At 60.7% G+C, this 13347-nt stretch carries 13 protein-coding genes; 7 read left to right on the forward strand and 6 right to left on the reverse strand.

Annotated elements, in window-relative coordinates; all coding sequences use genetic code 11:
- Nucleotides 1–25: 25 nt before the first annotated feature.
- Nucleotides 26–964, forward strand: a complete 939-nt coding sequence (locus D579_RS0101975) for a DmsC/YnfH family molybdoenzyme membrane anchor subunit (protein WP_018937429.1) — start codon at nucleotides 26–28, stop codon at nucleotides 962–964.
- Between the two features lie 94 nt (nucleotides 965–1058).
- Here D579_RS0101975 and D579_RS15400 read toward each other — a convergent pair whose 3' ends face one another.
- Nucleotides 1059–1193, reverse strand: a complete 135-nt coding sequence (locus D579_RS15400; RefSeq protein ID WP_018937428.1) for a hypothetical protein — start codon at nucleotides 1191–1193, stop codon at nucleotides 1059–1061.
- 174 nt (nucleotides 1194–1367) lie between these two features.
- Between D579_RS15400 and rfaH the strand changes: the two genes are divergently transcribed.
- From rfaH to D579_RS15435, 6 genes are all read left to right on the forward strand, one after another.
- The gene (rfaH, locus tag D579_RS0101985; RefSeq protein ID WP_018950939.1) at nucleotides 1368–1919 is read left to right on the forward strand and encodes a transcription/translation regulatory transformer protein RfaH; all 552 of its coding nucleotides are present in this window, start codon (nucleotides 1368–1370) and stop codon (nucleotides 1917–1919) included.
- Nucleotides 1920–2358: 439 nt separating this feature from the next.
- Nucleotides 2359–3924, forward strand: a complete 1566-nt coding sequence (locus tag D579_RS15030) for a hypothetical protein (RefSeq protein ID WP_155985587.1) — start codon at nucleotides 2359–2361, stop codon at nucleotides 3922–3924.
- Between the two features lie 53 nt (nucleotides 3925–3977).
- Entirely contained in the window at nucleotides 3978–7736 is a 3759-nt protein-coding gene (locus D579_RS0102000; protein ID WP_155985588.1) for a site-specific integrase, read from the forward strand.
- Nucleotides 7737–8072: 336 nt separating this feature from the next.
- A complete protein-coding gene (locus D579_RS0102005) occupies nucleotides 8073–8954 on the forward strand; it encodes a hypothetical protein (RefSeq protein WP_018950943.1) in 882 nt (293 codons plus the stop codon).
- Nucleotides 8955–8978: 24 nt separating this feature from the next.
- A complete protein-coding gene (locus D579_RS14125) occupies nucleotides 8979–9257 on the forward strand; it encodes a hypothetical protein (protein WP_018950944.1) in 279 nt (92 codons plus the stop codon).
- 123 nt (nucleotides 9258–9380) lie between these two features.
- Nucleotides 9381–9758, forward strand: a complete 378-nt coding sequence (locus D579_RS15435; RefSeq protein WP_081621674.1) for a phage integrase Arm DNA-binding domain-containing protein — start codon at nucleotides 9381–9383, stop codon at nucleotides 9756–9758.
- A 168-nt stretch (nucleotides 9759–9926) separates the two neighbouring features.
- On the opposite strand, the gene D579_RS14130 is transcribed toward D579_RS15435, so the two are convergent.
- The 5 genes from D579_RS14130 to D579_RS0102040 form a co-directional block, all read right to left on the reverse strand.
- Complete coding sequence (locus D579_RS14130) at nucleotides 9927–10835, reverse strand: HDIG domain-containing metalloprotein (protein ID WP_196800934.1); 909 nt, start codon at nucleotides 10833–10835, stop codon at nucleotides 9927–9929.
- 85 nt (nucleotides 10836–10920) lie between these two features.
- Nucleotides 10921–11334 (reverse strand): AlpA family transcriptional regulator, encoded by a 414-nt coding sequence (locus tag D579_RS15195; protein ID WP_196800935.1) that lies wholly within the window; start codon nucleotides 11332–11334, stop codon nucleotides 10921–10923.
- A 204-nt stretch (nucleotides 11335–11538) separates the two neighbouring features.
- Entirely contained in the window at nucleotides 11539–11844 is a 306-nt protein-coding gene (locus D579_RS14135; protein ID WP_018950948.1) for a hypothetical protein, read from the reverse strand.
- Entirely contained in the window at nucleotides 11834–13069 is a 1236-nt protein-coding gene (locus tag D579_RS0102035) for a site-specific integrase (RefSeq protein ID WP_018950949.1), read from the reverse strand. Before D579_RS0102035 ends, D579_RS14135 begins: the two co-directional genes overlap by 11 nt.
- Nucleotides 13062–13298, reverse strand: a complete 237-nt coding sequence (locus D579_RS0102040) for a hypothetical protein (protein WP_018950950.1) — start codon at nucleotides 13296–13298, stop codon at nucleotides 13062–13064. The genes D579_RS0102035 and D579_RS0102040 overlap by 8 nt, the downstream gene beginning before the upstream one ends.
- Between the last annotated feature and the right edge of the window lie 49 nt (nucleotides 13299–13347).

Below are 13347 nucleotides of genomic sequence, written 5' to 3' on the forward strand. Positions count from 1 at the left end.
CGCGCCCGATCGGGGAGAGAAAACCATGCATCCGGCGTTTTCCGTCATTCTGTTTACTGTCATCTCCGGTGCGGGCTACGGCCTGTTCCTGTTGCTGGTGGCCTTCCATCTCGCGGGCATCGGTCCGGTCATGAGCCATGGCGAGCTGATCGCGCACGGGGTTGCGGCCCTGGGCATGATCACCGTCGGGCTCATGCTGTCCACGGGCCACCTGGCGAACAAGAAGAACGCCTGGCGTTCCTTCATGCGCTTCAAGACCTCCTGGCTCTCGCGCGAGGCGGTATTTGCCGTGCTGTTCTACCCGTTCGCCGCGATCTATGGCCTCGGCGTGCTGCTGCAGGGCCACGAAGTCGGTCCGTTGGCCGCAGTGGCTGGCGCCATCGCCGCCGTGCTGGCGGTGGTCACGCTGTTCTCCACCGGGATGATCTACGGCTGCCTGAAGACCATCCGCCAGTGGAACACCGCGCTGACCCCGGCTAACTACATCATGCTGGGTGTGGCCACCGGCGCCGTCGCCTTCGCCGCCATTGCCAGTGTGTTCGGCAACGCCACCGCGATGCATGCGGGCGTGGCCATCGTGCTGCTGCTGATCGCCGGCGTCCTCAAGGGGATCTACTACTTCTGGATCTCCCGCGTGACCGGCCCGACCATCAACACCGCCACCACCTTCAACCGCGCGACCGTGCGCTTGCTGGATACCGGGCATACCGCCGGTACCTTCCTGACCGACGAGTTTGGCTACGATGCAGGCAAGAACACCACCGACACCCTGAAGATGGGCGTGTTCCTGCTCGCGTTCGGTACCCCGATCCTGGTGTTCGCCGCGATCCTGTCCGGCGTGCCGGCCATCGTGGCCTGGCTCGGCCTGGTCGCGGCCCTGGCGGGTGTGATCATGGAGCGCTGGCTGTTCTTCGCCGAGGCCCGGCACGTCGTGCGCTTGTACCACGGGGACCAGCACACCTGAGCCCCGCTGGCTGAAGTGGCACATCGAACGCCCGCCTTGCGCGGGCGTTTTCATGGGCGGCCGTCGTGGCCGCTGGCCGGCGGGCGCGGATGTCTTACTCGCGCTGCTTGTCCTGGCGCATGCCGTGGATGATGTAATAGCCCACGTAGCCAAAGAAGGCCACGATCCCCAGCAGGGTGATGATGGTCAGAATGCCGATGGGCGACTGGAACATGATTTCGGTCAGCATGAGGGTTCTCCTGAGGTCTCGTTGCACCTCTGAAGCTAGCGCTGCCCCGGGCTGTCGAATTTGATCCAGATCAAGGCAGTAGCCGATCGCCCCGGCAACCCTGTGCATCCAGTTTCGTGATGCAACTACGCACGTTTGCTGCCAGTCGGCCTATCATTAGAGCGAGCTGATGCTATGGGTGGTGCGCCATTGCCGGTGCACTGCTGCGACGAGGTCCCTTTGAAACACTGGTACACCATTCAATGCAAACCCCGGGAAGAAGCCCGCGCCGAGGCGAATCTCGACCGCCAGGGGTATCGCACGTTCCGGCCGCTGATCCGCCGGCCCATTCGCCGCGGGGGGCGTCGCACCGCCGTCACCGAGTCCCTGTTTCCGCGCTACCTCTTCGCACAGCTTTGCGAGGTCGCAGAAAACTGGGCCCCAATTCGCTCCACGCGCGGCGTGCTTGGTTTGGTGCGCTTTGGCTCCAGCCCGGTGCCGGTTCCCGAGCCGGTCATCGAGGGGATCCGCCTGCGCCTGGACCCCGAGAGCGGCTGTCTCGATCTTACCCGTGACAGTGACTTCGCCCCGCAGCAGCCGGTCACCATCACGGATGGGCCGTTCCAGGGGCGCGAGGCCTTGTTTCTCGCCCGTACCGGAGAAGAGCGCGTGATCGTTCTCATGCAGATCATGAGCCAGTGTCAGCAGGTCGAGCTGCCGGCTGCGGCCGTGGGGCCTGTTGTCTGATCGGGCAGTGCGAGGGCAAGGCGGTCGTCTGCGATGTGCAGAGACTGGGGATTGTCCGGGTGGGGCGGATCGGTTGTCCCGTTCAGCGGGCCTCGGCTGGAGAAGGGGCGTCCGGCCCCGGGATCCATCCGCATAACGAAGAAGGGCCCATACAATGGGCCCTTCTTCGTCGTCATGATGGCGCGCCCGGCAGGATTCGAACCTGCCTTCGGAGTGCAGTCGATATTGCCCCGTGTGGTTTGTATTCGAGTGGTGAAAATCGTATCGATTTCCCGTATGTCCACATAAGTCACTGAAAGATCGGCATATCAAACATAAACAGATAGGGCCAATTTGTGACCCTTATCTACGTCTCCTGCGGCCCGCTCGACTTCGTGTCACAAATCTGGGCACACTGATCGAGGTGAAGTAATGAGTAGTAGCTGTCAGGTAGCCTCCTATGTCCGTACACGCGCTATTGAATCCGCCCTCCCACTGGGACGACGCAGTCCTGAGTGATGTTGTCCGCGCTTTTGCTCTAGATGATCGATTCCCGGCGCCGGCTAACCTTTTCGACGCGCTCATCGAACAATTGGAAGACCCACACTGGTCCGCCCAGCTATCGTCTCGCCGCGCGGAATGGTCGCGCGTTCTCCGCCAGGTCCGTGACGATCCGCCGTCTGGTGGCTGGATCCGTGCTGCGGTAGCGAGTTCTTCGCGTGCCGCGAACCCTGTCTCACCCCGGATGGAGGCTTACCCGCTCGCATCACTTTTCCTGCAGCGTCCAGACAGCCAATTGAGACCCCAAGCCGAGGGACTTCGCGCGCTCGCCTTGGCTGCCGTCCTCGTGAGCCCAAAGTCCGGGCTATCAGCTTCCACAGCCGATGTCCTCAGACGGTCTATTGCACCAGGAAATGCTCAGCGACAATTCGTCTCCTCGTTCCCCAAACCCACGCACTTTCTCGAGTATCTCCCTGCGCTAAATAGACATCTGGAAGAGCTCCAATCGCATATTGACGAGCTAACCTCGACGGAGGCCAAGCTAGCCTCTGCTTTGGGCCGGCTGCTCACCCGAGTGGTGATAGCGACGGGCGATGCTCGATCGAAGGCCATTCCGGACGCCGAAGAGCCACGATCGTTGTCGTCCTCTCGAAACCACCGTTCAGGCGGTCGGCGATCGACGCCTTTTGCCATTCCTGGCGCTCAGATCGATCTGTATCTGCTCAGCGCCCCCGGCGCCCAACCCGACGAACCGCCGGATCAATTTATAGCCGTCTCCCCGGAGCTGCGCGCGAACGAAGCAGATGATCCGGACCTGCCAGGCGCTGCAGCCGAATCTTCACTAGGTCAAACTCGGTATTGGGTCGCTCGACATCAGCGTCTTGTCCCATGTGATACCGGCCGATTTACCCCATTCGAGCGCGATAGTTTTGTCGGCACGCTCCAAGCGGCCCTCCATGATCCCAACCCGATGACGGTTGATGCCGCCGGCGTTCTAGCCCTCGTCTACCTAACAGGTACACCCCTGGATCGAGTGCTGGAGTATCGCCTAGGTGGTGCCACCGATTTGGTCGCGCCGGATACCTTTCGACGAGTCGTTCCAGAACCCGACAAGGCCTTTTCTCCGAGCCATGAGCTCGAGCCTTATGTCGAATCGCGAGCGTCCCATGTGGACCTGCCGCTTCCTGGAATCGTCGCTGACTGGCTGAATGCCAGGGCCTCTGGCTATTGTGGCTCGTTATTGGACTGCCTCGGCCACTCAACCACCGATTTACGTCAGCGAATAACAGAGCAGATCGAATGCGCCCGGTCCAATGGCCGTTACCGCCGAGTGCGGCTGCAACGCCTCACCCCGGCACTTGGCCTCGAGATCCGTCTGGCGACGGCGGACGATGTCGCCGTTCATATACTTTCAGGTGGCGAAGGGCAGGCTTCGCCGCTCTTGGCGCATTACCTAGTTCACTACGTAGAGTACCTTCAGGCGCTCTACGCCGAGGCTACAGCGCGGCTCTTGGGCGAATCATGACGTCCGGCGTTACGGGGCCATACCCTTCTTCCGACGTCCTCGCGGGTCTGCCTGTGCATCTCGATGCTGCCACTAGCGGCTCGTTGAAGCGCTCTTCCGCTCTGGCGAAGAGGCACAATGCGTACGTCGATCAATGTCTCGCAATGCTCTTCGCCGCGACCGGTCATCGTCCGGTCCGAGACCCCTTCCCTTCGATCGGCTTATTCGATCTGCGTAATGGTCTGCTGCTGGTGTCGGACAAGGTGGTCTCGGAGGATCGGGCCTGGCGTCTTGTTGCGCTCCCCGAGGTGGCTCGTCGCCAGGTCATCGAGTATCTCAACTATCTACCGGATTTAGCCGCTCGCCTCGCTGTGTCCGGTACGCGTCAGGCGTGGCTGCCTGCCGCGATCCAAGACCTTGCGGGCGAGAACCGCGCAAACCTGCCGCTGTTCTTCCACCTGGCGGATGACGAACAGTCGTGGAAGTCCGTCTCCCCGGCTGTCCTGGAACGTCGGTGGCAGGCATTCTGGCCCTTTCCCATCGGTATGCTCCGGCACGTCACAGCGTCCGAGCTGTCACGGGCAACCGGTCGTGCCGACTGGGTCGAAATCCAGCTCGGCCACGTCTCTGGTGTGGACCACCCCTTCGGAGCCTCGGCTACCCAAAGCGCTTTGACTCAATTGAAGTCCATCGGAGAGACGCTCGATGCGATCCTAAGGAATCTGGGCTGGCGAGTACGACCACCCCCACTTCGTGCATCCGCGCGCGACAAAGCAGACGCTGAGCGACAAATCACCCGACATAAAAAGACCCTCTCACAGCATGCATCTGCTGACCTGGCGCATGTAAAACGTGCGAAACAGCGCGAGCGACGCAGGCAGGCTGCGGCACCGGTGGTCCGTGACCTGATTTCCAGCTTGATCGGAAACCCCTCCCAAGAGCTTTCGGAAGCCGCCGCGTCGGAAGCGGTCGGGCAACTCGTTGCCAAAGCTCAAGAACACCGCCTTTCTGTAAACCACTGTTTTGTTCTGCTTCACCGGTTCCTTAGGCGATTTACAAACGGGTCCAATGTGCTACGCAGGATTGGTCCCGTGCGATTTGTCGAGGCTGAGCCTTCACCATTCGCGGAATCCTCTCTCACCGACTTTTCCGCACTTCACGAGGTGCGGCAATTTTTTCTCGATTACCTTGAGCGTTCGGGAGCTTCGACTGATCCATCCGAGGGGGAACAGATCCGGCTTGCCGAGATTCTCTTGTCGGCCGTTATTTTTGGCGGCTTGGCCCACCAGAAATGGATAAACCGGTTACTCCAAGCGCTTCCAAACGCGCTTTACCAGTATGAAGGTCGAATGTTTCTGGACCTGCCTCTCACGTCAGAATCGGACGAAGGTCCGGTATACCGGTGGTTTCCCGACCCGGCCACCAGTGCACTAATTCTCGGCTGGCGGAGAAACAAGAATGTTAGGTGTCCTCCCCAGGATCTGGGTCGGCCGAATCAACTGATCCGGAGCTTGTTGCGGGACATCGGACTGGCCAAGGCCCCGAACGTCCCCACGCTCATCCGCATGGCGCGAACGGCCCTATGGATCGAGCAGCCGGGTTTCGTGGCCGCTGTCTTAGCACTTCGGGTTAGCAATGTCTCATTGCCGCTAAGCAGTTGGGTGAGGACCAGGAGTGGAGCGCGCCTGGACACCGACGTGTTGCGCGACAATGAGCATCGACTGCCATCCCTTGGCTTGGGTGGTCTTGGCGCCGTGACCACGGCGAAGCAAGTCAAACAAGGGGAGGGTGCCTGGCTCTTGGCTGCAATCCGCGCCTCTTTTGAGGATGCTCAGCCCGTTGATCCGCGTGGAAATGTCCGCCAAAACTCAAAGAGAAAACAGTGCCTGGCGGCCTCCCTCAAGTCGCGATTTGGGGTATCCGGAGAGTGGTCTTCATTGGCCTTGTCGTTGGCGGATTGGGGGGTACATCTCTGTGAAAAAGGGACTCGAGCCAAGCGCCATCTCGCGTTTTCCACGGTACAGAAATACCTCATGACAGTCGCGAAGGCACTTTACGGGGCCCGCATCCCTTCCGCTGATTTCCTTTCAATGGAGTCTCAGGTGTATGAACAAATGTATCTTGGCGTTTTGGAGGACCAACCTTCAAAACGCGCCCGATACCTGTTTGGGCGCCTGCGGGAGTATCACGACTTTCTCGCCGACACTCGTGCCGTTGATGAACCGGACTGGTCGGTCCTTGCAGCGTCAACAACGATTCCAGTGTCGGCCTCGTTTGCGGACGCCAACCTCCTTACCGAGGCGGAGTACCTCCGTGCTCTGGCGTGCATCAGAGATGATGCGTCGCTCCCCCCACGTCTCTCAGCGCGGTACGGGCTGCTCATCTGGCTTGGATTCCGTTTTGGACTGCGCTTCGGTGAGGCCCATCGGCTTGAAGTTCGCAATATCCAGGCCGACTCAGGTTACGAACGGGTGTTTCTCGAAGTAAGTAGCAATGTGCATGGGGACGTTAAGACAGATGCCGCGATACGCGTGATCCCCCTCTTGGGGCAGCTCCGTACCTCGGAAATCCAGCTTTTGAATGATGTGCTCCCTTCCGTGTTTGCCGAGTTAAAGCAAGATGGCTTGCACCCTCTAATGTCTGCAGAGTCGGGAGAGCGTGCCCTGATCGACCGTTCGACTGCCGTCCAGTACCTACACGGGACCTTGCGAGCAGTTACAGGCGACCGTGGGATCCGCTTCCATTCTCTGCGGCACGCTTGGGCCAGCCGCGCGGCATCGTCTTTACTAAGTCCGTATCCCTCCCGCCAAGATTCAAAGTCGCCCGGACTTGCCGCTTTGCTGGGGCCCGGCCAGATTCGCTACCCACTGCGTGTCATATCGACTGCGATCGGCCACGCCCGAGACGCAACGACCATCGCGAGCTACATCCATACCATTGACGAGATCGTTGCAGATCATGTCCGTGCGAATGCGTGGGCACTGTCCGACCGAGTGCTGTCCTACTGCCTCCGACTTCCGGGTGCGTCTGTACGGAAGAGACGTTGCCGTCACCCCACAAGGTGCCCAGCCGAAGTCGACATTACGGCACTCCTCGCGGAGCCCACCGTTCCGCTCGAAAGCCGTCCATTTGTGTGCCCATCAAATCTTTCCGACTCTGGGCGAAGAACACTTTCCGTGGGAGAACTTGACTGGCTACTGCGTGCATTTGGCGGGGGGGGTGTGCCGGTAACCGCTATAGCCGATCGGCTCGGCGTTGATACACCGCTCATCGAGCACGCGATACAAATCGCAGCCGATCTGGAGCGCCAGTCTGGCTATTCCCGTTATGACCTAACCCCTCACCTTGATGATCCAGTCATGGATTCCGGCGCGCGCCCGCCTGCAAGAGTCGAATCCTACGCCGCTGCGGAAACCAAAAGGGTGAGAGCTTTAGCGTCTGAGGTTCTCAAGGGCGGCGCCCGGGATGAGATCGAGCGGGAATCAGGAGCATGGGTGCGTACTTATCGCCACCATGACTCCCGGAATTACCCAACCGAATTTCACGAACTCGAGGACCTGCGAAATCTCTTCCATCGCATCGACTCCGGATTAACTGTAGAGGTCCTCGTCGACAGTGCCGCCCAGACCAAGCGTCAACTGATCGCGACACTTCAGCGACACGGCTTTCTCGCACGCGAGAAAACGATTCCGCTGGCCTCGGAACGACATCCATCCAGGCGCCATGGGCGCCTATGTATCACGGTGATGCACTGCCCCGTTCGAGTTAAGAGTCGCACTACCCTCCATCGCACCTTGTTCCTGTTGTCGATCATGCTCCGGCTGGACATATGACGAATCCTTATTCGTTGCTTGACAAGCGGAGCCGGTGGCTTCTAAGTTATTTCTAGCACCGGCCATCGCTCCGGTGGCGCTGGCTCCCTAGGCCCCCTCCTACGGGCAGCGCGATCTCCTGCAATATCAGTAGGAGTGCCGAATCTTCTTCGGCCCCGCTACGTAGTTCGCCGACAGACGCCCACGGATTGTTTCCGGGCTGCAACATCGGTGAGGCCGTAAGCGTTTTACCCAATCCCTCCGGCCTCCCTCTAGGCCTTATTTCGCAGAACAGCGATCTTGCATGCGCTTTCGTTGAGCGCAGGCGGAACTATTCGCGAAAAAGGGATAATAGAAATGGAGTATTCGGTAAATGGTCAGTCCTCGATCGTGGTGGCAAGCCAGCACATCGCGTCGTGTACAGTGACCGAAAGTGACATCATATGGCCCGATGACGAGGCGAAGGAGCGACAGGCCACCGCCCGGCGGGTGTTCCGGCCCATCGCGCAAGTGATTAAGCGGCTAGTGAGCAGTGCAGGGCTTGCCAATCCACGTGTAGATCTAGTGGATATGGTGAGAAATCAGACAGATGTATATCTGGCGATAGTGGTCACAATGGACAGGGGGGAGGAATCATTCGGTCAGGTGTTGGAGGACTTGGATCAGATTTTCCGGCAAACCGAGGATGTCCTGTCATCGCTTAGTACGTACGCCAAACCCGCCGAGGTCGCGATCGAACCGGGCGCTACGATTACGCATGCGGGAGACGGCCAAGTAGTGCTCGCGCCAAAATGTGTCGCGGATCTGGCCAATGGGGTCCGCGAGGCCGCCGCCTCATCAAAAGGGCGGCGTATCGACGCGGCAATTCAGCTAGCTACTGGTGACGAAATTATATTGCATTGCCGAGACCCGGCCATTTGTTCTGTCGGAGACGAGGTCCTGCGAAGCGATGGTGTCAGGGTCGATGGGGTGCTTGACTCGGAGCAGGCTGTCGTCCTGATTTTTGATCGTAGGCCCGATAACGCTAGGAGCGCCACCATGAAGTTGTCGTTCGACGATGATGCTGTGAGGGGGGCGCTTTGTAAGGCACAGGATACGTGGTCTCTAGTATCGGTAAGGTGGATGCCATACATAGAGCGAAAAAATGGAACCATGGTGATAACAGGGGGGGAGGTTGTAGCCGTCGAATCCGCCGGGCAGCGACCTCTAGATTGGGAAGGTGAAGCCGCCTGCGGCTGAGTTGACCGGCCTCCCTCGGTTCTAGTGTGGCCGGAGACCCCAGTCTTCTTCAAATGGACCGAATTTACGGGAAGGCGACATAAGCCCTATGCGCTTTGCGCAAAGCGCAGGAATTCCGTCGACGAATGGATCGAGACCAACTTCGCCGAGGGCTCACGCCCCGCCAAGACCACCGTGTGGCGCTGGATCCGCGAGGGCAAGCTGCCCGCCAAGCGGATGGGCAAGCGGTACTACCTCACCGCCGATCAGACGGTCCCCGAGACCGATCTCGTTCAGCGAGTGCTGAGTCAAAATCCCGAATAGCAAGCCAGACCGCGTACAGCGCAACAGCTGCACCCAGGGCCCAACCAATCCCCGGGATGAAAAACAAGGCAGTCGCCAGCAAAATCAGGCCAATGAACTTCAACGTCTCCATAAGGCACTCCCATGTCACCAAGACCCCGCAGCAACAAACACCGAGGGCTCCCTGAAAATTTGTACGCCCAGGTAAAAGGTGGCCAGACCTACTACCGCTACCGTCACCCCATCACGAGTAAATACCATGGCATGGGGAAAGACAAGCGCGAGGCCGTCCGGGCCGCCCGCATCCTCAATGCCCGCCTGTACTCAGAACCGAGTGCTGAGAGCTTGGTCGCCAGAATCGAGACCCCCAGCATGTCGTACCGGGATTACGTCGACCACTTCCTGAACGACGTGGTGCCCCAGCGCCTGAACCGACGCGGCAAGTCCTTGTCGCCCCGCCCGTCGAGGAGTACCGGCGGTACTTGGCACTCAGTACTGAGCGCTGGGGACCACGCGCTTTGAACTCGATGACTCGGCTCGACGTGGCCGATTTCTCGCAACGCGGGCACCCAACAAGGCGCTCTATGCACTCAGCACTTTGTTCAAGCGTCTTTCGCAGATCGTCGGCGGAGGGCACCACGGATGCCTCCTATTGTGAGGGGGTATCCCCTCTTCACCAGACGGGAGACTTCAAGGTCCGCCGCCTCGCGGGGCCAATGTGAAAGGCGGCGTTCGCATATGAGGATGTTTCTGGCCCCAGCCGCCGTGAGGATTCTGTAGATACTGTAAGAGATTGGACTTGCCTGACAGTCGGTCTGCCTGCGAAAGAATCTCCGCCTCAAGCATGGCCGGGACTCGCAAGCCGAGCCAATCCGGTGCCCCCTGTTTGGCGGTGAGGATGTGGAGCAGGGCCAGGTAGAGCTCGTCATCCAGGTCGACGCATGGTTGTGCAGCGGCCGATGCGAGCCATTCGATGATCGTGGTCCCGTGCCCGATCAGCTTCCCGCGGTCCGTCATGTGCCATCCGCTTCCCCGGTTTGGCTCGTATTCCTCCGCCTTGCCGACATCGTGCAGTAACGCGGCCATGAGCATCAGGCTGTGATGAACACCCGGTGTGTCTTCGCTCAGTTTCAACGCGAGTTCGGCGGTCTCGATGGTGTGCTGCAGCAGCCCACCAGGGTAGGCGTGGTGGTTTCGGATCGAGGCGGGAGCGTGGCAGAAACTCCGGAACCGGTCCGCGTCCCAGAGGATGGCGTTAAACAGATGACGCAGTGACGCGGGAAGTAGATCCACCAGGCGTCGGCCCCTTAGGACGAGGTCCTCGGCCGGGACCCAGGACGGAGGCAGGGTGTCGAACAGGTTCAGGTGCGGCTCGGGGCGAGACAGCACCGACAATCCGCCGACCTTGATCGGGCCTACGGATGGGCAGTTGTCGGGTGCGACCGAGAATGGCCGTACCAGCATCCCTTCCTGCAGCGAATCTGCGGGTCGCCGGCTGCTCCATTCGACATGCCAAGTCTGGTTGGCGTAGTAGAGGCGGGCATCGTACGCGTGTTTTTCGTCGGTCCGTTCCTGCTCCAGCACCACCAGTCGTAGCACGGATGGCATGGATGTCCGTGCCGCCCCGGATCGCTGGGCCGCATGTGAGAGCGCCTCGGTGCATCCCTGTAGCCCCATCATTGGATTACCCATGACGTCCTCGCCTCGGTGCCGCAGGTCTTTCGGTGTGATCATCGGGTTCCCTCCCGGGTGCTTGCTGGTGGTTCTGTCCCCAGTGTTTCCGGAGGACATCCTCAAGGCTGCGCGGCTGATACAGAGCCAGGGCCCGCTCCAGCAGCTGGGTCTGGTGGGCCACCTCATCCCTCAGCGCCTGGATTGCTTGCAGCACGGCTGATGGCTCCGTTGGTGACTGGCGGCTGCTGTCCGTTTCGGGGAACAAGCTTTGAATCTGCGCCAGCCGAATGTATCGCCGGTTATTGGTACCGATCCGGAATTCGAGATGCCCGGTACGCATCCGTCGATACAGCGTCTTGGTGCTGCAGCCGGCGTGCTCGGCGGCTTCCTGAAGAGTCAGCCACTCGTCGTCACGACCGGACATCTTGGGACCCCCATGGCCCAAGGGGGTCTCCGCGTGTCCCGGGACCGATGGGCGGGACGCGACCCGCGCCAAGCCGGACACACGCCACATCCATACGGACCCGTGTCCCCGGGTGTCCGGGACAGCTCAGGACAGGCCAGGACTGCTGTCCGGGACACGTGCGGGACACCGGCGGACGCCACGTCCCGTGACATTGGGTCGTATTCATGCCATCGCCCCCCGGTCCAGGTCCCAGGTGGTCAGTTGGCGATGGAGCCGGTCAGCCAGTTCCGGGACGCGGCGGGCGGCGACGTCACGATCGATCTGCCGAAGCTCGCGACGGGTCCAGGTGCAAAGCGCTTCCCGGTTGTTACGCTCCGACCCATCGCCCAGCACCCAGACCAGGTGTGACCCTGGCGGAATCTGGAAGGTGGCTTCGAGGGCATTCGCGATGCGGCCAATGGTTTGTTCGTTCCGGCGTCGGGAAGCGACGGCGAAGAGGACGGACTGGACGTTCGGATTACATGTCATCGGACACCTCCTGTTCCATGGAGACTGCGGGTTCCTCGGCTCCTCGCGAGGCGGTTCCCTGGGTTTCGCCGAAGTTGGCCTGCAGCAGGCGCTCCATCGCGGAGCCATCCTGCCGCGTCAGATTCCGTACGTACCTGGAGTACACGCGGAAGAGCATCTCCGTCGTGGTGTGCCCCATCTGGCGGGCGATCCACTCGGGGCTTTCGCCGGCGGCCAGCCACATCGTCGCCGCTGTATGACGGGTCTGGTAGGGGCGGCGGCGGCGCAGACCCAAATGCCGGAGTAGCGGGTGCCAGACTCGGTTGGTCAGGTTGTTGGCGTTGAGAGGGGCTCCGTCCCGGCCACAGAAAACGAAAGCGTGTTTCCCGGTGGCCTTGTATTGCTCCCGGAGCGCATCGCAGACCATTTCCGAGAGATCCACGGTGCGGAACGAGCCATCGTTCTTGGTGTACACGAGCTCGCCCTTCACCAGGGCGTTTCGGACCAGCAGTTCGCGACGAGCGAAGTCCACGAACTGCCATTGCAGCCCATGGACCTCGCTCGTGCGTAAGCCGGTGAAGAACCGGACAACGAAGTACGGCCGAAAGTCCGGGCGGACGTGGTCGATGATCGCCTTCACCTCGTCGAGCGTGAACGGTTCGACGTCCGTTCGCGGGACCCGGAGCGATTGGATCCCGTGGTAGGGCGACGTAAACTCGAAGCGGTTGGCCGCCTCATTAAGGATCATGCGCAATGGCGTCATGATGTGGTTGATACGAGTCGCTGACAGACCTTCCCCCTTCTGGCCGGAGACTTTGGCGAGTGTCGACCGGAAGCTCAGGATGTCTGCCTTGGTGATGTGGCCAACCTCCTGCTCCCCGAATGCGGGTAGCAGGTACTTGTTCAGAGTCAGGCGCACCGTGTCGGCGTGCGACTTCCTCCACTGGATGCGCATTTCCCCGAACCAGGTTTCCGCGAAATCCTCGAACGCCGGCGTGCTGCCGGCATCCGGGGTTGAGCCATTCGTCGAGGCGAACAGGGCGATGTTGGCGCTTTCGGGGAAGTAGCGGGCATAGTCGAAGCTGCCCAGCGTGATCTCCGCTTCAATCCGTTCCAGCACCTGACGTGCCTTCTTGCGGTTGGCGGGGGTGTCATCAAGAGCCGTCTGTTCTCGACAGCGACGCCCCCGGTAGCGGAAGTCCAGAAACAGCTTCCCGGTTTGCGGACGGACCCGGACGCTACCCATGGCAGACACCGCCGTTGGCCATGGGCAGGTTGAAGCCACTGTTTTCCGAGTGCTTGGCCATGTCCCGCTCGATGGCCTCCCAGACATACAGCGTCTTGCGGCCCCCGAACGGGCGGATGTAGTGGACCCCTTCCAGCAGTACCGAATCCTTCAGGCGCTCCCGGATCGTGCGCGGGTCGTACTTGATGCGGATAGCGAGTTCATCGGTGGTGAGATATTCCTGAGACATTGCAGCTCTCCGTTGGTAGCATTGGTTTCAGGAGATCGCCGTGATTCTC

Origin of the sequence: Thioalkalivibrio sp. AKL12 (assembly GCF_000377925.1) — a bacterium.
Taxonomy (GTDB): Bacteria; Pseudomonadota; Gammaproteobacteria; order Ectothiorhodospirales; family Ectothiorhodospiraceae; genus Thioalkalivibrio; species Thioalkalivibrio versutus.